Below are 24,533 nucleotides of genomic sequence, written 5' to 3' on the forward strand. Positions count from 1 at the left end.
AATGCCGGGCGGGTACACTAAACCTATGAGCTATTCTGCCCCCGAAACACCCAGCGCACAGCACCCGGAGCACCCTACCGCCCGTCCGAGCGAGCGCGTGCAGATTTTCGCTCTTCCCACCCGCACGATGTACGGTTCCCTGCGTTTTAGCTGGTTGAGCTACCTGGGGCTTGCTGAGCAGCAGCATGCGGCGCAGTTGCCGACCTCCACGGCGGCGGTCAGCTACCTGAGCACTCAGGCGCTTATGCGCGCTATGGCGGCGGCTCGTCTGGATGTGCCGTCCAGTGCCGCTTCTGAGATTGAGGTGGATCGTTCCTGCACCCTGTGCACCAGCGGTAAGAAGCACGGTAAGCCGCGTATTGCGGGCGTAAATTTCAATATGTCGCAGGTGAATCCGCTGGTGGTGGGTGCGTTTAGCCGTAATTCCTCGGCGGTGCTCGGTGTGGATGTTGAGACTCTGGATGCGCGTCTGTTCTCCGGTTTTGCGCGCCTAGCGCTCTCCAATGAAGAACGTGCGTTCTATGAGCGGGTGGCACAGGAACGCCCTGCGCCCGTACTGCACCTGTTCTCGGTGGCGCTGTGGACCGCTAAGGAGGCGGTGCTCAAGGCGACCGGCCACGGCCTGAGCGTAGTGCCCTCCCTGGTTCGGGTGCAGCTCACAGATGAGCTGCTGGATGCGCTCGAACTTGCCATGAACGAGGAGGTCCCGGGGGACCTTCTGGGCAGCGACGTTCCCGAGCCGACCGCCCTGCGCGTACTGACTCAGGACAGCTTGACCGCGCGTGCTACCTTTAGCGCACCCACACCTCAGGGCGGCGGCGAGGCTATCGAGCGGAGCTTTAGCCTGCAGTGGGTACCCGTGGCGCTGCCCGATGCGGAGAACCCCGAGCACGCGCAGAAGATGCTCATCGCCCTGGCTGTGGAGAACCCTGCCGAGGGTGAGCCCGTGCAGCTTGAGGCTCAGCTTCTGCCGGTTGCCACTCCCCTGGAGCTCAAGCGTCTGCTCACCGACTAGCCACGCTCCCCCATAACAACAACGACTGAACGCGCCCGCCATAACAGCGTGCGCGTTCAGTCGTTTTATTCTGCCGGGTCAAGGCAGTCACGAAAGGCGTTCACGAAAGAGCCTAAGGGGTGTCTTCGCCCAGGGTATCCACGCCCAGGGCACGGCCGAAGCTGCCGAGCTTCGTGCCGGTCTCGGTGTGCTCCAGCTCGGGGTCGGACTCCGCCACAATACCCGCACCGGCGTACAGCACCGCCTCATCCGGGCTGACCTGGGCGCAACGCAGCACCAGCGCCCACTCGCCGTTACCCTCGGCGTCCATGTAGCCAACCAGGCCGCCAAAGTAGCGGCGCTCAAAAGACTCCAGCTGACGAATCAGCTCCAGCGCCTTCTCAGTGGGGGCACCGCAAATCGCGGGGGTCGGGTGGATCGCGCGGGCACCGTCCAGGCAGGTCAGTCCCTCCTTCAGCACGCCGTCGATGGGGGTCGCCAGGTGCCACAGCTGCGGGGTCTGTAGCAGCGAGGGCACCTGCGGCACGTTCAGCTCCTCGGCAATGGGTGCCAGGCGCTTGGCAATATCGTTAATGACGTAGGCGTGCTCGTGGCGATCCTTCGGCGAGGCGAACAGGCGGTCACGAATCGCCTCGTCCTCGGCGCTACCGGGCTCGGCAATGCGCGGGGCGCTACCGGCAAGCGGGTGGGTCTTGAAAGCGCGGCCCTCGGTGCGGAACACCAGCTCCGGGGAGGCACCCATCAGGTAGCTTCCGTTCATGCCGCGCTCACCGTCGGGCAGGCGCACCGCAAAGTTGAACGCGGAACGCTGCTGGGCGCGCAGGTTGTTGTACAGCGCCTCCAGGTTGAGGGCGCCGGGTGCGTAGCGGGCAGTGAGCACACGCGAAAGCACGATTTTGCTCAGCTCACCCGCCTTCATGCGCTCCACGGCGGTCGCAACGGCGGCACGGAACCGGTCGTTCTGCCGGCCGGTGACCGATACCGGCTCGGCAAGCGCCACAGTCTGCTCGGGAACCGGCACCTGCTGCTCCTCCAGGCGTTCAGGCACGAAGAGGTAGGCGGGCATATCAGGGTCAAAAGGAATCAGACCCACGACGGCGCTACCGGCACGTTTCGCCTCGTCCAGGGCATTATCGAAGGTAACAGGGGTCATCGCACCGGATGCGCGCAGAACGCGGGTGCCGGTGGCAAAGATAAAGTCGGGAAGGTTCGTCATCGTACTTCTATCAGTGGTGTGTGGGGTCGCGCCGGGCATCTAAACGCCGGACGCGGGGTGCCGTTAGAGGGTCGCACCGCCGTCGGCGACAATCTCCTGCATGGTGATGTGGCGGGCCGCCTCCGAGATGAGGAAGGCGTTGACCGCCGCAATATCCGCCGGGTCGGCAATACGGCGCAGCGGAATGCCCAGACGGAACGTTTGCGGGTTACCGGCAACCGGCAGGGCGGAGCGGTCCTCACCCTCCCAGGCGTCAGTCACCATAGGGGTTCGGGTGGTGCCGGGGCAGACCGAGTTCACGCGAATACCGTGCGCGGCAAGCTGCAGACCGAAGCTGGAACTCACGCGCGCCGCCGAGGCCTTCGATGCACCGTAGGCACCAAACTCCGCGCGGGGCACACGTGCCGCGTTGGAGGCGACCGCCACCAGGGAGCGGCTGTTCGCCGGGTCGCTCTCCTGCTGGTCAATCATGATGCGCGCGAATTCGCGCAGACACAGGAACACGCCGTCGGAGTTGACCGCGTGCAGACGCTTCCATGTGGCGAAACTGGTTTCCAGTAGCGGCTGGCTGTGGGCGATGCCCGCGGCGAGCACCGCACCGGTGATGGGTTCGTCGAGTGCGGCCACGGCGTTGGCGAGGGCGGTGACGGACTCTTCGCTCGTAACGTCTACGGCGCGGTAGCGGAAGATCGCGTCCCCGTAGGTACCGAAGGAGGCAATGGGCTGCTCCGCGAGGTCAGCCGCAAACACCGAATAACCGTTCTTGATGAGCTGGTGGACGGTTGCCTCACCAATACCGCCGTTCGCGCCGGTCACAATGACCCAGCTCATGCGCGCGCCTCCTCAGCAGTCTCAGCCTTCTCAGCAGTCTCAGCCTTCTCAGCACCTTCTGCAGCATGCAGGTCGGCGAGTACATCGGCGGTGTTCAGCACGCGGGCGCAACGACCCGAAGCGTACTCGCACGCTATGCGGTGCTCCTCCTCCGAGAAGTCGGCGAGCGCATCCGCGACCATGAACGGCTGAATATCGCGCATGAACGCCTCCAGGGCGGTGGTCAGGCAGCCAATGTGCGCGTACACGCCGCCGATAATGAGCTGATCGCGACCGGACTCCTTGAGCAGGTCCTCGAAGGGGCTGCGCACGAACGCGGAGTAGCGCCACTTGGTCAGCACGGTGTCGCGGTCGGTGGGTGCCAGTTCGTCGAGGATGCGGGCGGACTCGTCGTTCTGCAGGCCGTCGCCCCAGAAGTCGATGAGCAGACGGCGGTCTTCGGGGTTCTGGCGCGGCGGCTGTGCGGTGTAGTAGACCGGGATTCCGGCGGCGTGGGCGGCGTCAATGAGGCGGCGCAGGTTCCGAATGGCGATGTTAATCTGGGCGTCCGGGTTGTTGTTACCCTCACCCAGGTTGGCCCCTTCGAAAGCCTGGACGAAGTGTACCTGCATGTCGTGTACGAGCAGTACAGCGCGGGAGGGGTCCACGGGCCAGCTCACGCGGTTGCTGTGTTCACGGTCGACGTAGGTGTAGGGCTTGATTTTGGGCAGTGCCATGATTCTCCCGGTTCGTGCCTTTGGTTTTCGGTTGTATGCGCGGCGCAGGCGGTGCGCTGTGGTGGGTGTAGCAGCGAGTGGGTGTCTCCTCCGAGCCCTCTCGCGCTGACCACCCAATCGGTGAGCTTGCGCTTATCTCATAACCATCTTAGGGCATGCTTAGCTACTAGGTATATATGAGCCTTAACAAAAATGCTTCCCCACCCACACCCCCGTTGACAGCACAACGGGCGGAACGGGCAGGGAAGCACTCAGACAAGCAGAAACGCTATACGAACCGCGAATCCAGACGCGATTCTAGTTCGACTAGTTCACGGGCACCGCGACGGCAAGAACCTCATTCAGACCCTCAGTGATCGAGGGGTGAGTGTAAATCTCATCGCGCAGCTGCGAAGCAGTAATGCCGTGGCGCATCGCCAGAGCCACCAGGTTAATAACCTCCATGGACTCGATTACCAGCAGCTGGGCACCCAGAATCTGGTCGGTCTGCGCGTCAATCACGAACTTCATGATGCCGCGCGGGTTCTCCTGGGTCTTCGCGCGCGGCATCGCGGCAACCGCGGCAACCGGCTTCGAAGCGACCTTCACCTTGTGGCCAGCCTCAATCGCCTCACGCTCAGTCAGACCAACCGAAGACAGCGGCGGGTTCATGTAAATGGTCGAAGCCACTGCCTTGCGGTCCTTGGTGGAGCGGGAACCGTCACCGACCAGCTGGGAGAGCACCACGCGGTAGTCATCCATGGAGATGTAGGTGAACTGCGGGCCGCCGTTCACGTCACCGAGTGCGAAAATGTTCGGCACGGTGCTACGCAGGTGCTCATCCACGACAATTGCGCCGCGGTCGTTGGTTTCGATGCTGGTATTCTCCAGACCCAGACCCTCGGTGGCGGGCTTGCGGCCGGTCGCAACCATCACGTAGTCCACCTCCAGCTCCCGGGTAGCGCCCTCGGAGTCGAGGTAGGTCACGGTCACCGAGTCAGCGCCGTCCTTGAAGGACTGCACGCGCACGCCGGTATGAGCGGCAATATCCTGATCTGCGATAATCTCGCGGGCAACCTGGGCAACGTCCTCGTCGTAGCGGCCGAAGAGGGCGGGTGCACCATCCAGAATGGTCACCTCGGTACCGTAGGAGGAGAAAATACCGGCAAACTCAACACCGATGGGGCCGCCACCGATAATGCCCAGACGCTTGGGGCGCGGGGTGAGCTTCTGCAGCTCGGTGGAGGTGAGCACACGCTCAGATTCGCGGATACCCTCAATCGGCGGGATAACCGACACGGCACCGGTATTGACAATGAAGTAGTCGGCGGTAACGCGCAGGGTGTCCTCGCCCGCGGTGACCTCAACCTCGGTGTCGGAGATGAAACGTGCGTGACCGTCAATGAGCTTAGCGGTCTCGTTGGACAGCAGGATCTCGCGGTTCTTGGCGCGCATCATGCCGGTCAGCTTGTCACGGAAAACCACGGCGGATTCGTAGGCGGCGTTTGCCTCTTCTAGGGTGCGCTCGCCGCTGGCGCGGAACTCGTCGGCGCGGTGAACCAGCGCCTTGGTGGGCACGCAACCGATGTTGATGCAGGTGCCGCCGTACATGCCGGTGGACTGTTCGATGAGGGCAACGTTCTTGCCGGTCTTGGCGTATGCACCGGCGAGGGTCTTGCCGCCCTTGCCGAAGCCGATGACGACCATGTCAAAGTGCAACTGAGCGGGGGTGGTCATAATATTCTCCTGTGAAATTTAGATGATGATGTCTTCACAGAGTTCAACGGGAAGAAATAAGTATTATTCCCGCGCGCCACATTTTTTCTTCCAAACCGACTCTTTCAAGGCGACTCTTTCAAGGCAGCGAACACGCGGGCGTAGACTGAAACTACCCGGCTCCCTGCGAGGAGCCAGCATCTTCAGGAGGACTTTATGAAAACCCACGATATTCTGCGTGACGCCGCCAGCCGCCCCGGCATCGAGGCCGCCGTAGCCGTCAAAGGGCTATCAGCGGAGGCGCTCAACGCCCACCCGTGCGGGCACCCGAACTCTATCGCCTGGCTGCTCTGGCACGCCGGACGACAGATGGACATGCAGCTTTCTGCTCTGAACGGTCAGCCGCAGGTCTGGGAGGCTCAGGGCTTCAGGGAACGTTTCAACCTGGGCGAGCTTGGCGACACCATAGGTTACGGCCACACCCCCGAGCAGGCACGCTCCATCGTGGTTGCAGATTCTGCCCTGCTGGTGGAGTACCTTGTGGCAACCGGCGAGGCGCTCGCGGCCTACGCGCAGACGCTGAGCGAGGCTGATTTGAGCGAGGTTATTGACCGTTCGTGGACTCCGGCGGTGACTCGCGGTGTGCGCCTGGTCAGCCTGATTGACGACGCAGCCCAGCACGTAGGCCAGGCGGCGTACGCGGCGGGTATTCTCGCGGCACAGGATTTCGCGGCGCAGGGATAGAATTTCACGCCCGCTAGAGGGGAACGAAAAAGCGGTGGCGCCTCGGACACAACCAGCCCGAGACGCCACCGCCCGGTTGCGGGCAACCCCGATAACACCGCGAGCAGATAATATTTCGGCGAGAAGATAACGGACTGTTATCTGCTCGCGCATCTTGTGTCTTGTTTCGCCTCGGTTACAGCGTTCTTACCCGTGATAGAATCCACAGTATTATGAGACGCACCACAGACCCTTCGCCTGAGCACCCTGAATCACCTGCGTCGCGCATTCCAACAAACACACCAGACGCGACCGCAAAACCCACATCAGCAACGCCGCTGAACGCACGCGGGCAGCTCACGCTCCTGACCGCGCAGGTTTCTGATGCTCTTGCGTCCAGTATCCAAGCTATCGCCATGCCCCTGCTGACCTACGGCGCCACCGGCAACCTCGCCCACTCCGCTATCGTCATGGTCGTCGAGGCAGTCCCCGTCATCCTCTTCGCACCATTCGCAGGCGCTATCGCCGACAAATTCAACCGCAAAACCCTCACCGTCAGCTTCAGGCTCGCCAGCGCCGCCCTACTCATCGCATCCCCAGCCCTCTACGCCGCCGCAGGACTACCCGCCTTCCTCACCATCGCATTCCTCGTCTCAACCTTCGGCACCTTCTCATCCCCCGCAGCCTCCGCCGCCATGCCCTCCCTGCTCGGCGACGACTACCAAAAATACATGGCACGCCGCGGCAGCCTCATCTTCCTCGCCCAAACCCTCGGCCCCACCATCGCAGCCGCCGTCGCATCCTTCACCACCCCAGCCCTCGCCGTCGGATTCGCAGGCACCCTCAACCTGCTCGCTGCCCTCACCGTCGCCACCATACGCAACTACGACCTCACCCACGCCGAACGCACCGCCACCGTGCAGGAACACCACACCGGCAGACTCCTGCGCGAAGGCGCCGCCTACACCGCACACAACCCCATCGTGCGCGGTATGCTCACCTTCTGGTTCCTCTCCATCGCCGCCGTACCCATCACCACCCTGCCCATGCTCGAATACCTCACCCGCGGCCTCGGGCACGACTACACCGCCTTCGGAATCGCAACTTCCGTCTACGCCGCCGGATGCGTGATCAGCTCCTGGCTTTCAGCCAAACTCGGCGTCGGTACAGGCGCCGGGCGGGTGCGTATGACCAAACGCGGGTGGATGTGCATCTCCGGACTCGGCTACGGCGCCGTTTGTCTGAGTATGGGACTACACCCGGCGCTGTGGGCGGTACTCGTGCTCTGGTTCATCTGGGGCATGTTCTACGGACCCGAAGAAGTGCTCGGGCAAGTCCTCTTCGCAGACGCTATCGACGAACACATGCGCGGGCGCGTCTACAGCTTCATGGGTGTGGTTTTCTCCCTAGCGGGTATGGTCGGGTACCTCATCACCGGATGGGCGGTACCAGCGTTCGGCGCGATCAACACCATTGTTACCGGAGGGGCACTCTTCATCATCGCCACCGTATTCACGTTCATTCTCGGCCCGACTGCGCGAGCGATACGGGCGCAGGAATCGCGGAATGAGGCAAAGAGCCGTGCGGGTGCATGACTGTGCTCTGTATATCGCCTCGGGGCATCATCGCCTCACCTCCGCCACGTTGCGGGCAACCCTGATAACACCGCGAGCAGGTGATTTTTGGCCGAGCATGCAGGAAAAATACTACCTGCTCGGCCAAAAATCACCTGCTCGCGCCCTAGTGTTATGTATCTGCTCGCGGACTTGGGATAGGAATGAGCGCTTGACCCGAGAAACCTACCCGCGCTTCAGCAACGTCATAACCTCATAGTGGTCCGTATGCGGGAACATGTCCAGCACACGGCCCTGCACCGGCGCATACGAGGGCATACGCTCCAGATCCTTCGCCAAAGTCACCGCGTTACAGCTCGAATACACCACACGGTCAATACCCGAACCCTCAATCCACGCACACAAGCTCTCACCAATACCGCGGCGCGGCGGATTCACCACCAGCATCTGCGGCACCGCGCCCGAAGACACCGCGAACTCCGGCGCATCCTGAGCCGAAAAGTCCACGCCCTCCAGCCCATACTCAGCCACCGTGCGCTGCGCCGAAGCGACCGCCTCCGCACTAATCTCAATACCCGTCACCGAACCGCCGTCCATCACCGAAGCGGCATGCAGGGCAAAACCGCCCACGCCGCAGTACAAGTCCCACAGTGAGCGCGGAGCCACCTCACGCACCCACTCACGACCCTGCGCGTACATCGCCTCAGCGACCTTCGTGTTCGTCTGGAAGAAGCTCTGCGGACGCAAATGCAGGGTCAGGTCATTCACCTGCATCGGCAGGGTCTGACGCTCCGAGAGAATAATCTCCTCGTCACCCTCAACACGTGCTACCGGCTCACGCAGCAGGTTCACCGACAGCACCGCCAGGTTCGGCAGCCGCTCATTCAGCCAGTCCATTTGGCGGCGAATCGGCACCAGCAGCTTCTTCGAACGCAGCACGAAACGCACCATCAGCTCACCCGCAGCCGAAGCAGTCACCAGAATATTCTTCAGCTCACCGCGACGATTCGGAATGTCATAAGGGGTCAGATCCGCGCGCTGAATCAGCTCACGCAGCACCGGAATAGCCGCCTGAATCGGCTCCATATAGAGCGGGCATTCTCCAAGATCCGTGGAGGCGCCCGTACGGTAATCCACAATGCCGAGGGTCGGGTTCTTCGCCGAACCTCCCACCACGAGCTTCGCCTTGTTGCGGAAGCCCGCCTCCGCACTGGTCACCGGGTCCAGCCACTGCAGCTGAGGGTGGGCGGCAAGCAGGGCGCGGGCGTGCTCCTGCTTCGCCTGCACCTGCGCGGTGTAGGCGGTCTCAATGCTGGGGCAGGAGGAGCAGAGGTCATCACGAAAATAGGCGCATTCCATAAGGAGCCATTCTACCGCCTCCACCGGCGGGACAGGACGCATGGGCACACAAAAGCGGGGGCGACCACCCTTCATGGGTAGCCGCCCCCGCCTCATACGGATGCGTGGACCTGCGCCGGTTTGAGTACCAGCGCCGGGTCACCGCCGAAGGCCACTTCGTGCCCTTCGGATTCCATAACTTTTTGCCCCATCAGGGACAAAAAGTTATTACATCATTCCGCCCATTGCGTCCGCACCGGGAGCAGCCGCACCAGCGGGCTCCGGCTTGTTCGCAACAACAGCCTCAGTGGTCAGGAACAGACCAGCAATAGACGCAGCGTTCTGCAGAGCCGAACGGGTCACCTTCACCGGGTCAACAATACCAGCAGCCATCAGGTCCTCGTACTCGCCGGTCGCAGCGTTCAGGCCGGTACCAGCAGGCAGGGAACGAACGCGGTCAACCACAACGCCCGGCTCCAGGCCAGCGTTAGCAGCAATCTGCTTCAGCGGTGCGTCAATAGCCACGCGCACAATGTTCGCGCCGGTAGCCTCGTCACCGGTCAGCTCCAGCTTGTCGAAGACCTTCACGCCAGCCTGAATCAGAGCAACGCCACCACCGGGGACGATACCCTCCTCAACAGCAGCCTTAGCGTTACGCACAGCATCCTCAATGCGGTGCTTACGTTCCTTCAGCTCAACCTCAGTTGCGGCACCAGCCTTCAGCACAGCAACGCCACCGGCGAGCTTAGCCAGGCGCTCCTGCAGCTTCTCACGGTCGTAGTCAGAGTCGGAGTTAGCGATCTCTGCGCGAATCTGAGCAACGCGACCCTCGATAGCCGCTGCGTCGCCTGCACCCTCAATGATGGTGGTCTCGTCCTTGGTCACAACGACCTTGCGAGCGGAACCGAGCATATCCAGGGTTGCTGCGTCCAGGGACAGGCCAACCTCTTCGGTAATGACCTGGCCACCGGTCAAGATAGCGATATCAGCCATCTGAGCCTTACGGCGGTCACCGAAGCCCGGAGCCTTCACAGCAACAGACTTGATGGAGCCGCGCATCTTGTTCAGCACCAGCAGAGCCAGAGCCTCACCCTCAACGTCCTCAGCAACAATCAGCAGCGGCTTGCCGGACTGCATGACCTTCTCCAGAACGGGGACGAGGTCCTTCACGTTCGAAATCTTCTGGTTCACAACCAGGATGTAGGGGTCCTCCAGGACTGCTTCCTGACGCTCCGGGTCGGTCACAAAGTAACCGGACAGGAAGCCCTTGTCGAAGCGCATACCCTCAGTCAGTTCCAGGTGCAGACCGAAAGTGTTGGAGTCCTCAACGGTGATGACGCCTTCCTTGCCGACCTTCTCCATTGCCTCAGCAATGAGCTTGCCGATCTCAGCGTCACCAGCGGAAATAGACGCGGTTGCGGCAATCTCTTCCTCGGTCTCAACTTCCTTCGCGGAGGAGAGCAGAGCCTCGGTCACAGCCTCAACAGCCTTCTCAATGCCGCGCTTGAGGCTCAGCGGGTCAGCGCCAGCAGCCACGTTGCGCAGGCCCTCGCGAACCAGTGCCTGAGCCAGAACGGTAGCGGTGGTGGTACCGTCACCTGCGATGTCGTCAGTCTTCTTAGCAACTTCCTTGACGAGCTCCGCACCAATCTTCTCGTACGGATCCTCCAGCTCGATTTCCTTCGCGATCGAGACACCGTCGTTGGTGATGGTGGGGGCGCCCCACGCCTTCTCCAGCACAACGTTGCGGCCGCGGGGGCCGAGGGTCACCTTCACTGCATCGGCGAGGGTGTTCAAACCGCGCTCAAGGCCGCGGCGTGCCTCTTCGTCAAAAGCAATGAGCTTTGCCATAAGTGTCCTCCTGGACGATCGGATTTTTTCCTTCACCCCTGCGGGTGCGGTACATCTAAAATCGGGTGGCTGCCCCTCCACAACGCCCCCGTTACGGAGGCGCGGGCAGAGTAGGGCATAAAGCACCCGAATGCTACATCAATTGTGGCACCCGCACCGGCATGGAGCAAACGTTTAAGCCCAAGGTTGAAGGGTTAATCGCCCAGTGCTTAATCTGCGCTCATCAACCCCACCAAAAGGGGCGTTACAAGCATCAACCCCACCGGTGCATCAGTGGGAATGCACGGGTGGGGTTGAGCAGAAGTCGTTATGGCAGAAACAGTAGGCGCGGGCTCAGATTCGAGGGCTTAGACTCGCGGGCTTAGAATCACCCGAGCAACCGCCTAAACCTATTCCGCGGCAGTAGCGGAGGCGGTGTAATCCGACGACAGAATCACGATGACCTCGTGGTTGCCCATCTCAACGTTGGCGGTCGCCTGGCGCACCTGAGTAATGCCCAGCTTCGAGGCGATGCTCTGTGCCTGCGACTGGTAGCCCTCAGCGTAGTAGACCACGCTGGTTGCCGGTGCCACACCCGTGTAGTTTGCCGTCTCGTTGATGGTGTAGCCGGTCAGCAGAGCCGCCGCACGGGATGCACTACCCGCCGGAGCCGCCGCATTGTAGACCGCCACAGAGATGGACTCAGCCAGACCGGTCTTCGTGGCGTTTGCCGACGCAGAAGCCTTAGCCGGCGCAGAGGACGCCGACGCACTTGCGGGGGCGGAGCTGCTCTTCGCGGTGGACGCCGAGTACTGCGGGGAGGCGGTGCGCGGCGCGTACACGTACATTGCGCCGCCGATGAGCAGACCAACTACGCCTGCAGCTACCAGGGGGATAGCGCCCTTGGGGCTCTTTGCCGGGTCAGCATTGACCGCGCGGTAGGTTCCGCGGCGGGCGGTATTTTCGTCTACCTCATCAAATTCGTCGCGGGGGTAGCTCATTTATCCTCATTTCACGGGTCTCTGTTTACCGGCTGGTACCGTGCCTCCCTGCCTGGCACGCGGGCGCGGCTGCAGAAGGTGCGGTCTTGGTGTTCTAGTACCTAGAGTACCGGCTCAATTAGCGAGAACCAATGTGAACGCCCCGCAACCGGCTGTGAAAGAGACGGACACCGCACAGTGTTCAATCTCTGGTTGAACCTAAGGTGTGCGGGGTTGGATGCAGGAGTTGGAAGGCTCGCACGGCTCCCGCAATTCGAGCCCCTAGTCAGCGTCTCGGCGGGCGCGCAGAACGTCGATCATCTGCGGCGCTGCGGCGCGTACCCGCTCATCATCGAGCATCACATTCAGGCGCTGATAGTAGGCAATCGGGGTGAAACCGGCGGCGATAATCGCCTTCTCCTTGGAACCCTGGTGCTTGAAGCGGCGGCGCTCCACCTCAAGGATGCGGCGCTCCACCGGGGTCAGCCCGCCGGGTTGGCTCTGGGCTTCCGGCTGGTTTTCTATTTCCGCCTGGCTCTGCGCTTCTAATTGGCTCTGTGCTTCTGGCTGGCTCTGTGCGGTTTCAGCGCGTTCCTGTTCTGACACGTTCCCTCCTGTCTGTAGCTCACCCGCTGCGGCTGGCGTCTCCTAGCGTGTGTATTCGTCATCCCCTAGTCTAGAAGAGAAACCCAGCCTAGAAGAGAACCCTAGCCTAGAGGAGAGCCTCAGTCTAGAAGAGAACCTCAGTCTAGAGGAGAAGTATTCATCCCGCACCCGGCCCCGTCACCGTCCGGGTCGCATCAGCCCCAGGAGATTCATGAACCAGCCCCTCAGCAACATTATGAGCGAGGATTGGGCGGCAGCACTCGCCCCGGTCGAAGAGCAGATTCACGCCATGGGCGCTTTCCTGCGTGAGGAGCACGCGGCGGGGTATCGTACTTTCCCGCCTGCCGCTGATATTTTCAATGCGTTCCGCCGCCCGATGAGCCAGGTGAAGGTCCTCATTATTGGCCAGGACCCCTACCCTACTCCGGGCAATGCGATGGGTTTGTCGTTCTCGGTGCACCGCGGTATGCCGTTGCCTCGTTCGCTGAACAATATTTACAAGGAACTTGAGGACGACCTGGGTATTGCCCCGGCTGATCACGGCGACCTGTCCTGTTGGGCTGATGAGGGTGTCATGCTGCTCAACAGGGTTTTGACGGTGCGTGAGTCTGATGCGGGTTCGCACCGCGGCAAGGGTTGGGAGGAGATTACCGAGTGTGCTATTCGCGCTCTAGTGGCGCGTAACCAGCCGCTGGTGGGTCTGCTGTGGGGTGCGGATGCGCGCAAGTGCGCACCCATGCTGCAGCCGTACCCGAGTGTGGAGTCGGCGCATCCTTCGCCGCTGTCTGCTCGTCGTGGTTTCTTTGGTTCGCGCCCGTTTTCGACCGTGAATTCTTTGCTGGTGCAGCAGGGTGCGGAGCCGGTGGATTGGACGGTCCGCTAGGCGCAGCGTAAGAACCGGTGTAAAAGCTGGCGCAATGGGTGTAGCGAAGGGGCGGTAGCTTGTGAGTTGAACTCGCAAGCTGCCGCCCCTTCCCGCATCCAATATATGCAATATTGGCTATATACCCTTGAAAATAGGGTTAGGAATCTGCCGGTTCCACATTCCGCGGAGTCGTAAAATGCTGTAGCGCGTACTGCATCGTGTAATTACCCAACGCAACACCCGAAGCCATCGCCACCACAATCGAAACCGCCGTAATCATATTCTGCATACCCAGAATCACATCCGTCTCAACCGTCAACAAATACATGCCGCGGAAGAACGACAGACCCGGCAGCAAGAACGTAATCGCAGGAATTGAGAAAATCGCCTGAGGCACATGCAGACGGTACGCAAAATACGTGCTCAACGCACCAATCACAACCGCCGCACACGCCGTCGGACCGCGACCAGTACTTGGGCCAGCCAGTAGCTCATAACTGTAATACGCCGCCAGACCGCAGCCCGTAATGACCATCAGCCACCCGACCTTCACCAGCTTCGTCTGCAAGGTAATCGCAAAGGTCGCAATCGCCACCAGGAAGAAGAACGACGCCACCAGCGGGGTCGTCGGCTCAAAACGCAACTGCTCAATATCCAGGGTCGGGCCGTTGAAAATATTGATCGCACTCACCGCGGTCGCAATGCCAACCACCAGGCCCAAGAAGCTCATGCCCGTAGACACGAAACGACCAGCAGCCGTCACAGGGAAGCCGTTAATAGCATCCTGCACGGCACCCACCAGGCGCGGAGTCGGCAAGAACATAATCATACCCGCAGCAACCACCAGAGGCGCCGAAATCGCCTCTCCTTGACGCTGAAGCACCGAAAGAATGGACCCTTCACCGCCCAGCCAAATCGCCAAGAAGGTCATCAGACCGGCACTAGCAGCCATACGGAAGAACGCCGGAATACCAATCGAACTCAACCACTGAATCAGCAGGTACACGGGAATAAAGATAATCGCCGCGCTCAACGCCGTCGCAAAACTCGCCCCCAGCGCCGCTGTCAGGGTTCCAGCGCACGCCAGATTCGCCAGCCACACCACCAGAGGCGGGAACGGCTTGGGTCGGTGCGTAATCTGGTTCAGCTTCAAATCAGCCATTTCCAGGGTCATACCGCCGCGAGTGATCTTGTAGATCAGGCCGTACACCTCGGAGAGTGCCTCGTAGTTCTCAGTGGAGGAACGCACCACACGCACCAGGGTGTGGGTGAAGCGCTCCTCAGCGTTCGCATTGCGCTTGGCGATGCGGGACTCCATGTAAATATCGGGGTCCGACGTGTAGTTGATGGTCACCGACTGGTTCGTAATGTCGACTTCCACCGAGTCCAGCCCGTACGCCGAAGACACCGCAATAATCGCAGAGTCCACGTCCATGGCGTCCGCGCCGTAGTGGAACATCGCCTCAGCCAGACGCAGGGTGAAGTTCAGGGTATCGCGGGCGTATTCCTTCTCACGGCGGAACGCCTCACGGCGCTCATGCTCCTCAGAGCGAATCGTCGGCACGAACTGGCGCTGCGCGATGCGCTGGGCACCGCGCGGGGCAGCGGGTGCGGCCTCCTCAGTGCGCACGAAGGAGCGGAAGCGACGCGAACCCCAGCGACCACCGCTACCGCGCCCAAACAGGCCGCGAGAGCCGCCCTCAACCAGCGGTACGGAGGTGGTGGGCATCGAGACAGGCCCGGTCTTCGGCATTGCGGTAGGATCCGCGCCGAAGCGGCGGGCTGCGTGAGAGTTGGGCACCTGCGGAATCATGCCGGTCATGGGCACCGGCTGGGAGGGGCGGGTCAGCGCCTCCTCGGTTACCAAGTTGCTGGAGGTGACGGGGTTCGGGTCCTCACGGTACGCGTCCAGCTCATGATCAGGCACGAGGGAGGGGTCAATGACGGTACGCGCGCCGTGGCCGTTAGGGGTCAGTTCGGGGTCGCATGTGGGCTCAACCGGCTCCTGCGCGGTGATGCCCATATCCGCTGCGGCCTCCTGCAGTACATCGCTGACAGCTTCTGCAGCGACGGTGCTCTCCTGGCTTGTCGCGGAGGTAGCATGCTGAGCCAGCACGCGGCGCAATTTCTCGTCGGTGACCTGGTCTAGTGAAACCAGGGGAAAACCGCGTTTACCGGCGATGTAGCCCGCGGTGGTGTTCTGCTCGCTTCCTTCCATTGCGGCAGTGTTCGCTTCGTCTGCATGCGAAGCTTCCCGCGATGTGGGGGTCGCGGGGGTGTTCCTCGATTCTGCCAATGTCCCTCCCAGATAGACAGTGCCTTTTTAGTCTAACAAGGGCACGATTCTGCGGTAGCACTGAAGAGCAGAAATATCACTTTTCTGCCCGGTGATTTTGTGAGCAAAAAGCGCTCTGCGGCACTTACAGCAGAAGGCTTCATTGATATGAAGAGAAATCCAGGTCATTACTGCACAGAAGATATTTTGGGAGATATTTCTAGAGCTATTTTCGAGGAAAAATAAAGGTTATATATACATTAAGATTTGCAGAGAAATATCCCCTATCTCCCCCCACTCACGCCTCAATAAAAAATGAATTATTCATAACAAAAAATATCCCGCCACCGAAGTGACGGGATATTCACGCTTTAAGGCTGTAGCCTTCACAGCATCCGAAGCGCACCGCTCAGGGTCACTTCAGAGGCGAAAGTCAATTACTCAGCGTCGTGGTCGGTCTCGAGGATCTTAACCAGCGAGTCAAGAGCCTCTTCAGCACCTTCGCCCTCAGCGCGCAGGACAACAACGTCGCCGTGCTTTGCACCCAGGGACATCAGGGACAGAATCGATGCAGCGTCCATAGCCTCATCTGCGGGCTCACCCTTAGCAGCGATGGTCACCTCAACGGGGAGGTCGCCAGCTGCCTCAGCGAAGATAGCTGCCGGACGTGCGTGCAGGCCAACACGGCTTGCAATAGTGGCTTCGCGCTCTGCCATTATGTTTCTCCTTTGATCAAGGAACCAAAAATATATCAGTCCCTATTCTAAATGAACGGGGCGCTTCAGGACCCGCCCTTACTCTATAAATTGTACCGTTCAGCCGTACGCTAACAAGTACAAAAATGCCGGATGCAGAAATAAAACTCCGCACCCGGCATTTTTATGGACCCGGGCACCGCCTAACACACCCCACCAAGGGGCGGCAGGCAGAACCCGGAATCGTTTTAAGGCTTAGAGGCCCAGCTCATCCAGAATCGGCAGAGCCTTGCGTGCGCTCTCCTTCGCCTCAGCAGAAGAAATCTGCTGCAGAGCGATAGCCGCAATCTGCTGTGCCTTCTCCTTGGTCACAGACTTCAGAACCGCAGCCACAGCGGGGATAGCGCCAGCGTTCATGGACAGGGTGTCAACACCCAGACCAATCAGAACAACAGCCAGAGCCGGGTCAGCCGCAGCCTCACCACAGACGCTCACGTACTTCTTCTTACCCGCGGTGACCGATGCACGCTGAGCACCCTCAACAGTCATCTTGATCATCTTCAGCACTGCAGGCTGCCAGGGGTTGTTCAGGTGCGCCAGGTCACCCAGCAGACGGTCAGCTGCCATGGTGTACTGGGTCAGGTCGTTGGTGCCGATGGACACGAAGTCGACCTCGCCCAGGATAGCCTCAGCGTTCATCACAGCTGCGGGGGTTTCAACCATCACACCGTGAACGGGCAGGCCGATCTCCTTGAGCATGTTCGCGAAGTTGCGTGCCTCGGAGGTGGTCGAAATCATCGGAGCCATAACCCAGATGTCCGCGTCGGAGTTCTCCGAAGCAGCCTTAATAGCCTCCAGCTGGCGGGTCAGAACGCCCGGAACGGTCCAGTCAGTACGGAAACCGCGAACACCCAGTGCGGGGTTCTCCTCGGGGTTCACGTTCAGGAACGGCAGGGGCTTGTCAGCACCAGCGTCCAGAGTACGAACCACAATGTGCTTGCCGGGGAATGCGTCAAACACGGACTTGTAGGTCTTAGCCTGAGTCTCGATAGAAGGCTCAGAGTCGTGGCCCAGGAAGCCGAACTCGGTGCGCAACAGGCCAACACCCTCAGCCTTCAGGCTTGCAGCCTTCTCAGCGGACTTGCCGTCACCAACGTTTGCGTACAGCTCAACGCGGGTGCCGTCAGCCAGCACACCCTGACCGTCAAAGTCAGCGACAGGCTTACGGTTTGCGTACTTGATTGCTGCCTCACGGTCAGCGTCGGTGGGCTCGGTGTCAACGATGCCTTCGTTGGAGTCCACGTAGACGACGGTGCCGTCAGCAATCTCGGTCACGCCCTTAGCCGCCACAATAGCGGGCAGACCCAGACCGCGAGCCAGAATAGCGGTGTGTGCCTGGGGGCCACCGTCAGAGGTAATCAGAGCGATAACCTTCTCGGGGTCCAAGGTCGCGGTGTCAGCCGGTGCCAGGTCAATAGCGGCCAGGATGAACGGCTCATCAGAAACGGGGATGCCGGGAGCCTGCTGGTCGGTCAGCTCAGCAACAATGCGGGCACGCACGTCGTGGATGTCGGTGACGCGCTCAGCCATGTAGCCACCCAGGGCAGCCATCTGGTCTGCGAAGGAGGTTGCAGCCTCCCAGATAGCGCGCTCGGGAGCCATCTCCTGAGTCTCAACCAGCTTAATAGCGCTCTTGATGAGTGCACGGTCGGTAGCCATCTGAGAGGTAGACTTCAGAACAGCCTTGCCGTCACGGCTAGCGTGCTCTGCACGAGCGAGCAGGTCTTCCTTCACGCGGACCGAAGCGTCCTTGATGCGCTGCGCTGCAGCCTCAGCGGTCTCACCGCTCAGACGCAGACCGTCCTTGGGTTCCTCGATGGGCTTAGGCATCTGAAGAACGGGGCCAATAACGCGGCCGGCGTATACGCCGACGCCCTTGTAGGTAGTCATAAATTCATGTCCTATCTGTGGTTTGTCTACAGTGTAACGTGTTTTTTCACGCTCACGCCTGCAAACAGACGATCAAATGAAGGTGAGGTTATACGGCCTTTATGCGGATGCCTTGGAGCGGGCACCCATGGACTTCAGCACAACGTACACCAGAGCCGATAGCACGGTACCGGCCAGCACGGCCACGAAGAACATCAGCGGGTTCTGCGCCAGACCAATAATCCAGATACCGCCGTGCGGAGCCGGGGAAGCCACGTGCGCACCCATGGAGATTGCACCGGCAATAGCGCCACCAACAATGGTCGAAGGAATCACGCGAGCCGGGTCAGCCGAAGCGAAGGGAATAGCACCCTCAGAGATGAAGGATGCACCCAGCAGCCACGCAGCCTTACCGTTCTCACGCTCGTTCTCGTTGAACAGCTTGGGACGCAGGGTGGTTGCCAGAGCCATAGCCAGCGGCGGAACCATACCGGAAATAATGACGGCAGCCATGATTTCCTGGTTCACGGTCGCACCCGAGGACAAGCCAGCGGTTGCGAAGAGGTAAGCAGCCTTGTTGATGGGGCCACCCAGGTCAGAAGCCATCATGGCGCCCAGAATCAGGCCCAGCAGCAGAGCGGAACCACCAGACATGGAGGTCAGCCAATCCTGCAGGGTGGTCATAACCCACGCCAGGGGCGCACCGAGCAGCAGGTACATTGCCAGGCCGGCGACCAGAGAAGTCACCAGCGGGGTGATGACCACGGGCATCATCGAGCCAAGCCAGCGGGGCAGCTTCAGAGTGCCCAGAGCGTACGCAATCAGACCGGCGAGAATACCGCCAACAATACCGCCAAGGAAGCCCGCGTTTACCGCAAGAGCCACCGAACCGGCGATGAAGCCCGGAGCAATACCGGGACGCTGAGCCAAACCGTACGCAATGTACGCGGCAAGAGCCGGAACCATCAGGCTCAGACCGAAACCACCGATGGTCTGCAGAACAGCACCCAGGTACAGGGTCCAGTGCACATCACCGAGGTTGAACAGGGTTGCCGACTCGAGAATCGCCTTGGGGTTCACATCACCAAGGTTCGGCACCGTAATTGCCTCGAAAACGAAGCCCAGGGCGACCAGAATACCGCCGGCAGCAACGAACGGAATCATGTAAGAGATACCGGTCATCACGGCCTTGTAGATGCGCGAGCCCCAAGCGCCTTCGGTAGCGCCTGCGCTGTCCTCACCGCTGGATGCGGCAGCGGCAACGCGTGCACCGTTGGGATTCTCAGCCTCAGCCAGAGCCTCCGCAATCATTTCCTTAGGCTCGTCAATACCGCGCTTAACGGGAGACTCGACAAAGGGCTTACCCGCGAAGCGATTACGCTCACGCACGTTCACGGACACCGCAAAAATCACGGCGTCTGCGGCGTCAATATCAGCCTGAGTCAGCTTCTCGTTACCCGAGGAGCCCTGGGTTTCAACCTTCAGGTCGTAGCCGAGCTCTTCAGCAGCGTACTTGAGGGCGTCCGCAGCCATGTAGGTGTGAGCGATACCGGTGGGGCATGCGGTCACAGCAACAATCTTCTTCACCGGAACCGAAGCGGCGGGGGTGTCCTGAGCAGAGGCTGCAGGTGCGGCAGGTGCAGCCTCGGCGGGCTTGGCCTCGGCCTTCTTCTCGCCCACGCCGAGCGCACCGTTGACCAGCTCAACAATCTCTTCAGCCGAGGAGGCTTCGCGCAGGGACGCGGTGAAGCTCTTCTTCATCAGGGAGCGTGCCAGGGTGGAGAGCAGCTTCAGGTGCGCCTGGTCAGCGCCATCGGGTGCAGCGATGAAGAAAATCAGGTCGGCGGGGCCGTCCTTTGCACCGAAGGAAACTGCCGGGTTGGGGCGTGCCATTGCCAGGGTCGGCTCGGTGACGGCGGCACTGCGGCAGTGCGGAATCGCAATACCGCCGGGGATACCGGTGTCGGTCTTGGATTCACGTGCCTCGGCAGCCGCGTAGAGCTGCTCGAAGTCGGTAGCGCGTCCGGCATTTACGACTGCCTGGGCGAGCTTGGCAATTACGTCGAATCGGGTCTCGCCGAGGTTCTCGTCCAGCAGGACGAGATCTGCGGTGATCAGATCAGACATATTCCCTCCTCGGGTATGTGTTGGGGCGGGAAGAGGCTTGGCGGGGTGCCAAGTTTCTCCCCTGTATGAGTTCAAGGTGTGTGCAACCTGTGTGTGTTGTGTTCGTATATGCGTGTGGGTGTTGAGGTAACACCCCTGCATACATTCCCTTCTGAGAATAAAAGCTGGAGGTGCGAAAACAGTCCGAATTAGAGCTGCAGCTGACGAACAGTGACCTTCTCAGGAGTGGTCTGCTCCAGCGAAGGCATACGGGTACCGGGCAGAGCAGCAGCAGCCGAACCGTGAGCTACCGCCTGAACTAGGCAACCGGGGGCATCCTCACCACGAGTGTGAGCAATCAAGAAACCGGACAGCGAGGAGTCACCGGCACCCACAGTGCTACGAACCTGAATCGGCTCGTGCACAGCGTGCCAGATACCCTGCTCAGTGACCAGCACGGCACCGCCGCCACCGAGGGTGGCAAGCACGTACTCGATGCCGTCGCCGAGCAACTTCTGGGCGGTGCGGGCGGTCAGCTCGGGGCTGGCCTCCAGCTCCTCCCAGTTGTCGCTACCGGTCAGCTGAGCCAGCTCCTCCGAGTTGGGCTTAATCAGGGTGGGCTTATGCTCACCGGCAACGGTCGCAATCAGCGGCGCCTCCGAGGTATCAATAGCAATCTTGCCCTCGTAGCCGGAGGCGCGCAGTGCCGCCACCAGCTCGGAGTAGTAGGTCGGCTCCAGACCCGGAGGCAGCGAACCAGCCAGAACCACCCAGTCGGCACCCTTGGAACGCTCAACCACCAGCTCGTCCAGCTTCTGACGCAGTTCAGCGTCAAAAACGGTGCCGGGGGCATTCAGCTTGGTGGTGGTGCCGTCCGGGTCAACCACGGTGATGTTCGAGCGAATCGGCTCACCGGTGGGCAGGTTAGCGAACTCGACATCCACAGCCTGCAGTGCGGTCAGCACCGGGTCGCTGGCTTCACCGGGCACAATGGCGAGGGTCGGCACACCGGAAACCTGCAGGGCGCGCGAAATATTCACGCCCTTGCCACCGGGATCCTGTACGGCGCCGACAGCACGCTGCACGGCACCGTGGGCCAGGGGCGCGCCGAGTTCAATGGTGCGGTCCAGGCTGGGGTTGGCGGTCAGAGTAATAATCATTAGGCAATCACAATCTCAACATTTGCGGCCTCGAGTGCCTGGCGGAGGGCACCTTCGGGCTCGCGATCAGTAATGAGGGTGTCAATATCCTCGAATCCGGCGAAGCGGACCAGGGATTCCTGACCGAACTTCGCGGAGTCACAAAGCAAGACCACGCGGCGGGCTGCCTTGCAAATTGCGGTCTTGACAATAGCTTCGTTCATGCCGGGGGTGGAGATGCCGAAGTGGGCTTCAATGCCGTTGGCACCGATGAAAGCAATATCGGGGCGCATGGTACCGAAGTGCTCTGCGGCGCGTGCACCAACAGCAGCCCAGGTCATCTTGCGCAGCTGGCCGCCAACCAGTTCAAGGGTGACACCCTCGGCTTCGGCGAGCTTGACTGCAATGTGCAGTGCGTGGGTGATGATGATGCGGTCGTTGCCGGTCTTGAGGCTGAAGTTCTCGGCGCCGATGTGGTCGGCGAGAATCTCGATGGTGGAGCCTGCGTCCAGGACGATGGAGCCTGCCTCGGAGTCGCGCAGCATCTGGTATGCCTTGGTGGCGATACGGCGCTTCTCGGGGGTGTTCATGCCCTGTCGGGAGGAGATGGAGGACTCCAGGGAGGTGGACTGCTCAATGGTGACAGCACCACCGTGAACACGGCGGAGCTTACCTGCCTCTTCCAGTGCGGCGAGGTCACGACGCACGGTCTCCATGGTCACATCGTAACGACGTGCAAGGTCAGCGCCGTTGACACGACGTGCGGAGGCAACAAGCTTTGCAATTTCGGCACGGCGTTCTTCTGCGAACATAACTCTGGTGTTCCTTTGGGCTAGTGGGAGAAAATCTGTGCGTTCTTTTCTGCGTTCTGCTCGGCTTTTATGGCCATAAGAGACATGGCTTCAATGAGCCAGCAAAACACTTGAGGGCAATACTTGATTTTATGTGGGTTTTTGTGGGCAAGTCAATATAAAACGCTGTATTTGCCGGAATATTACCCGAATGTTCCCTACCGAAACCACACTATATCGGAGGTCACTGCCTGTTTATGTCTGTTTGACCTAATGAACTGTTGGGTTTTCCCGCTCCCTCACCATTCCCACAGTGTCCAACACCTACACGGCGCCCTAACACGGCAAAAAGTGGAGGCGCCGGCCCCGAGAGCCCTCAACGAGAACCCTCGAAACCAGCGCCTCCACCAGCAGAACATATGCAATTAATGCGCGCTTATTTGGGTGCTCGTTTACTTGCCCTTGCGTTCGCGACGCACGCGACGCCAACGATGCACACCCAAGGCACCCGCCGCGCCCAGCAGAGCACCCGAACCGTTCATCAGCACATCCACCGGGTCGCCGGTGCGATCAGGCATGAAACTCTGAATCATCTCAATGCAGGCGCTGACCAAAAATCCCGAGTACAGCACGTGCGGGCGAGCCTTCGGCTTGAGCAGCAGGGCGAAAAGAAAACCGCCCGGAATGAACATAATGACGTTCGAAAGCTGCTCGATGCTCGAATAGGTGATGAACGCAGGCAACCAGCCCTCAGCATGGCCAGTATCCAGCAGCTGCGCCAGGCGGCCTCCCATCTCGTTATCGTCCACGTGTACGGGGGCGAACACGATACTCGCCACCACCGCGCAGTACAGCGCCGTGACCGGCCAGAGAATCAGCCGCCACACGCGAGCGCCAGACCAACCTTTACCAAACAAGGCGACCCACCTCGTCGAACTGCTTGGTCGAGTCCCACGCGAACAGGCCCGGCACGTCAATCGTGAGCGGTTCGGCGTTCGGCACGGTCACGGTCCATTCTTCACCGGCCGCTGCGGAGAGGGCGCGGCGGATAAAGCTACCGTGGCTGACGGCAATAATCTTCTGGTCGCCCGGCTCTTCGGAGAGTTCACGCACGATATTGCGCAGGGTACGCACCGCGCGGATGTACACGTCGCGTTCGGATTCCACGTTCGGGTAGTAGCGTTCGGGGGCGCGGCGTTCGGGGGCGGGAATGTCCAGGCCCTCACCGGCACCGTAGGCGCGTTCCACCAGCTCGGGGTAAGTCTTGTGCACCTGCAGATCGAAGTGCTCACCGACCAGTTGCGCGGTCTCGTGGGCGCGGGAGAGCGGCGAGGACACTAGCATGGTGAATTCCAGGCCCATGTCGGCGAGCTTCTTGCCGGTGGTGCGTGCCTGCTCGCGGCCGGTGTCGTTGAGCGGAATGTCGGTGATGCCCTGCATCAGGTTCGCCTTGTTCCAGTCGGTCTGGCCGTGACGGATCAGGGTGAGGGTCGTATTCTCGGCACCCGCCGGGATCTCTTCGGGGCCCAGCTCGGGCTCCAGGTGCTGTACGAGCAGACGGTCGATTGCGTCGTCCAGATACTGCAGGGGCACCTCGGTCAGGGAGGCGTTGGCCGGGATCGGGTAGATACCGTCCTCGTTGAGCAGTTCGGGGTGGCGCTCAGCGACCAGGGCGGTCACGACCATGGCAATCAGCATGCCGTGCGCGGCGACCACAACGGTCTGGCCCTCATATTCGCGGCGGACGCGGTTCAGCGCCGCGAGGGAGCGGGCGAGGAAGTCCTTCTTCGGTTCCACGTTGAAAGCGTTGTTGGACTGGCGGGAGGCGAGAATCAGCTCGGGGGTAGCGATCTGGCCCTCCAGGTCGCCAAAGGAACGTTCCTGGAAGCCGTCAACGGCACCGCGGTAGGGTACGCCCAGGCCTTCGGCTACGATTTCGGCGCTTTCTACGGCACGGGAGAGGGGCGAGGAGACGATAGCGTCCACGGCGGTGCCCTCAGCTGCTGCCTGCTGCAGGGCACCGATAGCGGTGCGGACCTGCTCTCTGCCGGTGTCGTTGAGGGGGATGTCGGTGCCGCCTTGGAAGCGGTGGTCAATGTTCCAGTCGGTCTGGCCGTGGCGTAGGAAGATGATGCGGGTTCCTGCCTCGGGGTCGGGTACCGGAGTGATGATGGGGGTGTTCTGTGCGTCGGTCATCCTTCTAGTATGG

The 24,533-nt window shown here is 61.0% G+C and carries 20 protein-coding genes; 4 read left to right on the forward strand and 16 right to left on the reverse strand.

Going from position 1 to position 24,533, the window contains the following annotated elements:
• Nucleotides 1-25 precede the first annotated feature (25 nt).
• Complete coding sequence (locus tag HMPREF2879_RS04865; protein WP_083309632.1) at nt 26-1,015, forward strand: 4'-phosphopantetheinyl transferase family protein; 990 nt, start codon at nt 26-28, stop codon at nt 1,013-1,015.
• A 112-nt stretch (nt 1,016-1,127) separates the two neighbouring features.
• On the opposite strand, the gene HMPREF2879_RS04870 is transcribed toward HMPREF2879_RS04865, so the two are convergent.
• From HMPREF2879_RS04870 to HMPREF2879_RS04885, 4 genes are all read right to left on the reverse strand, one after another.
• Nucleotides 1,128-2,231, reverse strand: coding sequence for an isochorismate synthase (locus HMPREF2879_RS04870; protein WP_070634938.1), 1,104 nt, complete (start codon nt 2,229-2,231; stop codon nt 1,128-1,130).
• 63 nt (nt 2,232-2,294) lie between these two features.
• Nucleotides 2,295-3,062, reverse strand: coding sequence for an SDR family oxidoreductase (locus tag HMPREF2879_RS04875; RefSeq protein WP_070599689.1), 768 nt, complete (start codon nt 3,060-3,062; stop codon nt 2,295-2,297).
• Nucleotides 3,059-3,778: an isochorismatase family protein gene (locus tag HMPREF2879_RS04880; protein ID WP_070599687.1), complete on the reverse strand. Its 720-nt coding sequence runs from the start codon at nt 3,776-3,778 to the stop codon at nt 3,059-3,061. The genes HMPREF2879_RS04875 and HMPREF2879_RS04880 overlap by 4 nt, the downstream gene beginning before the upstream one ends.
• 306 nt (nt 3,779-4,084) lie before the next feature.
• Nucleotides 4,085-5,494 (reverse strand): FAD-dependent oxidoreductase, encoded by a 1,410-nt coding sequence (locus HMPREF2879_RS04885; protein WP_070634939.1) that lies wholly within the window; start codon nt 5,492-5,494, stop codon nt 4,085-4,087.
• Nucleotides 5,495-5,689: 195 nt separating this feature from the next.
• Here HMPREF2879_RS04885 and HMPREF2879_RS04890 point away from each other — a divergent pair, with 195 nt between their 5' ends.
• Nucleotides 5,690-6,217, forward strand: coding sequence for a mycothiol transferase (locus HMPREF2879_RS04890; protein ID WP_012902854.1), 528 nt, complete (start codon nt 5,690-5,692; stop codon nt 6,215-6,217).
• A gap of 212 nt (nt 6,218-6,429) precedes the next feature.
• Nucleotides 6,430-7,791: an MFS transporter gene (locus tag HMPREF2879_RS04895; RefSeq protein ID WP_239662360.1), complete on the forward strand. Its 1,362-nt coding sequence runs from the start codon at nt 6,430-6,432 to the stop codon at nt 7,789-7,791.
• A 204-nt stretch (nt 7,792-7,995) separates the two neighbouring features.
• Here HMPREF2879_RS04895 and rlmC read toward each other — a convergent pair whose 3' ends face one another.
• The 4 genes from rlmC to HMPREF2879_RS04915 form a co-directional block, all read right to left on the reverse strand.
• Nucleotides 7,996-9,129 carry a 23S rRNA (uracil(747)-C(5))-methyltransferase RlmC gene (rlmC, locus tag HMPREF2879_RS04900; RefSeq protein WP_070634940.1) on the reverse strand — a complete coding sequence of 378 codons (1,134 nt, stop codon included), beginning with the start codon at nt 9,127-9,129 and terminating at the stop codon, nt 7,996-7,998.
• Between the two features lie 207 nt (nt 9,130-9,336).
• Nucleotides 9,337-10,959 (reverse strand): chaperonin GroEL, encoded by a 1,623-nt coding sequence (gene groL / locus HMPREF2879_RS04905; protein WP_070634941.1) that lies wholly within the window; start codon nt 10,957-10,959, stop codon nt 9,337-9,339.
• 389 nt (nt 10,960-11,348) lie between these two features.
• Complete coding sequence (locus HMPREF2879_RS04910; protein ID WP_070634942.1) at nt 11,349-11,939, reverse strand: LytR C-terminal domain-containing protein; 591 nt, start codon at nt 11,937-11,939, stop codon at nt 11,349-11,351.
• Between the two features lie 261 nt (nt 11,940-12,200).
• Nucleotides 12,201-12,524 carry a DUF3263 domain-containing protein gene (locus HMPREF2879_RS04915; RefSeq protein WP_012902847.1) on the reverse strand — a complete coding sequence of 108 codons (324 nt, stop codon included), beginning with the start codon at nt 12,522-12,524 and terminating at the stop codon, nt 12,201-12,203.
• Nucleotides 12,525-12,735: 211 nt separating this feature from the next.
• On the opposite strand from HMPREF2879_RS04915, the gene HMPREF2879_RS04920 reads away from it, so the two are divergent.
• Entirely contained in the window at nt 12,736-13,407 is a 672-nt protein-coding gene (locus HMPREF2879_RS04920; RefSeq protein WP_070507220.1) for a uracil-DNA glycosylase, read from the forward strand.
• 139 nt (nt 13,408-13,546) lie between these two features.
• On the opposite strand, the gene HMPREF2879_RS04925 is transcribed toward HMPREF2879_RS04920, so the two are convergent.
• The 8 genes from HMPREF2879_RS04925 to HMPREF2879_RS04960 all read right to left on the reverse strand — a co-directional run bounded on the left by HMPREF2879_RS04925 (nt 13,547) and on the right by HMPREF2879_RS04960 (nt 24,520).
• Complete coding sequence (locus tag HMPREF2879_RS04925; RefSeq protein ID WP_070634943.1) at nt 13,547-15,685, reverse strand: threonine/serine exporter family protein; 2,139 nt, start codon at nt 15,683-15,685, stop codon at nt 13,547-13,549.
• A gap of 416 nt (nt 15,686-16,101) precedes the next feature.
• Nucleotides 16,102-16,380: an HPr family phosphocarrier protein gene (locus HMPREF2879_RS04930; RefSeq protein ID WP_005504506.1), complete on the reverse strand. Its 279-nt coding sequence runs from the start codon at nt 16,378-16,380 to the stop codon at nt 16,102-16,104.
• A gap of 234 nt (nt 16,381-16,614) precedes the next feature.
• Nucleotides 16,615-18,309 (reverse strand): phosphoenolpyruvate--protein phosphotransferase, encoded by a 1,695-nt coding sequence (ptsP, locus tag HMPREF2879_RS04935; RefSeq protein ID WP_012902843.1) that lies wholly within the window; start codon nt 18,307-18,309, stop codon nt 16,615-16,617.
• A 99-nt stretch (nt 18,310-18,408) separates the two neighbouring features.
• On the reverse strand, nt 18,409-20,415 hold the full coding sequence (locus HMPREF2879_RS04940) for a PTS fructose transporter subunit IIABC (RefSeq protein WP_070634944.1): 2,007 nt from the start codon (nt 20,413-20,415) through the stop codon (nt 18,409-18,411).
• Between the two features lie 188 nt (nt 20,416-20,603).
• Nucleotides 20,604-21,554, reverse strand: coding sequence for a 1-phosphofructokinase family hexose kinase (locus tag HMPREF2879_RS04945; protein WP_070593162.1), 951 nt, complete (start codon nt 21,552-21,554; stop codon nt 20,604-20,606).
• A complete protein-coding gene (locus HMPREF2879_RS04950) occupies nt 21,554-22,345 on the reverse strand; it encodes a DeoR/GlpR family DNA-binding transcription regulator (RefSeq protein ID WP_049357323.1) in 792 nt (263 codons plus the stop codon). The genes HMPREF2879_RS04945 and HMPREF2879_RS04950 overlap by 1 nt, the downstream gene beginning before the upstream one ends.
• Nucleotides 22,346-22,776: 431 nt before the next feature.
• Nucleotides 22,777-23,211 (reverse strand): VanZ family protein, encoded by a 435-nt coding sequence (locus HMPREF2879_RS04955; protein ID WP_246822907.1) that lies wholly within the window; start codon nt 23,209-23,211, stop codon nt 22,777-22,779.
• 19 nt (nt 23,212-23,230) lie between these two features.
• A complete protein-coding gene (locus HMPREF2879_RS04960; RefSeq protein ID WP_070634946.1) occupies nt 23,231-24,520 on the reverse strand; it encodes a histidine phosphatase family protein in 1,290 nt (429 codons plus the stop codon).
• Nucleotides 24,521-24,533 lie beyond the last annotated feature (13 nt).

The organism is Rothia sp. HMSC069C04, from assembly GCF_001812895.1.
In the GTDB taxonomy this organism is placed as follows: Bacteria; Actinomycetota; Actinomycetes; order Actinomycetales; family Micrococcaceae; genus Rothia.

Bases quoted from the DNA above. Each gene is read 5' to 3' on its own strand.
- HMPREF2879_RS04875 (WP_070599689.1), bottom strand. From the start codon at position 3,062: ATGAGCTGGGTCATTGTGACCGGCGCGAACGGCGGTATTGGTGAGGCA.
- HMPREF2879_RS04880 (WP_070599687.1), bottom strand. From the start codon at position 3,778: ATGGCACTGCCCAAAATCAAGCCCTACACCTACGTCGACCGTGAACAC.
- HMPREF2879_RS04865 (WP_083309632.1), top strand. From the start codon at position 26: ATGAGCTATTCTGCCCCCGAAACACCCAGCGCACAGCACCCGGAGCAC.
- HMPREF2879_RS04940 (WP_070634944.1), bottom strand. From the start codon at position 20,415: ATGTCTGATCTGATCACCGCAGATCTCGTCCTGCTGGACGAGAACCTC.
- ptsP (WP_012902843.1), bottom strand. From the start codon at position 18,309: ATGACTACCTACAAGGGCGTCGGCGTATACGCCGGCCGCGTTATTGGC.
- HMPREF2879_RS04910 (WP_070634942.1), bottom strand. From the start codon at position 11,939: ATGAGCTACCCCCGCGACGAATTTGATGAGGTAGACGAAAATACCGCC.
- HMPREF2879_RS04950 (WP_049357323.1), bottom strand. From the start codon at position 22,345: ATGTTCGCAGAAGAACGCCGTGCCGAAATTGCAAAGCTTGTTGCCTCC.
- HMPREF2879_RS04895 (WP_239662360.1), top strand. From the start codon at position 6,430: ATGAGACGCACCACAGACCCTTCGCCTGAGCACCCTGAATCACCTGCG.
- groL (WP_070634941.1), bottom strand. From the start codon at position 10,959: ATGGCAAAGCTCATTGCTTTTGACGAAGAGGCACGCCGCGGCCTTGAG.
- HMPREF2879_RS04870 (WP_070634938.1), bottom strand. From the start codon at position 2,231: ATGACGAACCTTCCCGACTTTATCTTTGCCACCGGCACCCGCGTTCTG.
- HMPREF2879_RS04890 (WP_012902854.1), top strand. From the start codon at position 5,690: ATGAAAACCCACGATATTCTGCGTGACGCCGCCAGCCGCCCCGGCATC.
- HMPREF2879_RS04945 (WP_070593162.1), bottom strand. From the start codon at position 21,554: ATGATTATTACTCTGACCGCCAACCCCAGCCTGGACCGCACCATTGAA.
- HMPREF2879_RS04885 (WP_070634939.1), bottom strand. From the start codon at position 5,494: ATGACCACCCCCGCTCAGTTGCACTTTGACATGGTCGTCATCGGCTTC.
- rlmC (WP_070634940.1), bottom strand. From the start codon at position 9,129: ATGGAATGCGCCTATTTTCGTGATGACCTCTGCTCCTCCTGCCCCAGC.
- HMPREF2879_RS04960 (WP_070634946.1), bottom strand. From the start codon at position 24,520: ATGACCGACGCACAGAACACCCCCATCATCACTCCGGTACCCGACCCC.
- HMPREF2879_RS04920 (WP_070507220.1), top strand. From the start codon at position 12,736: ATGAACCAGCCCCTCAGCAACATTATGAGCGAGGATTGGGCGGCAGCA.
- HMPREF2879_RS04930 (WP_005504506.1), bottom strand. From the start codon at position 16,380: ATGGCAGAGCGCGAAGCCACTATTGCAAGCCGTGTTGGCCTGCACGCA.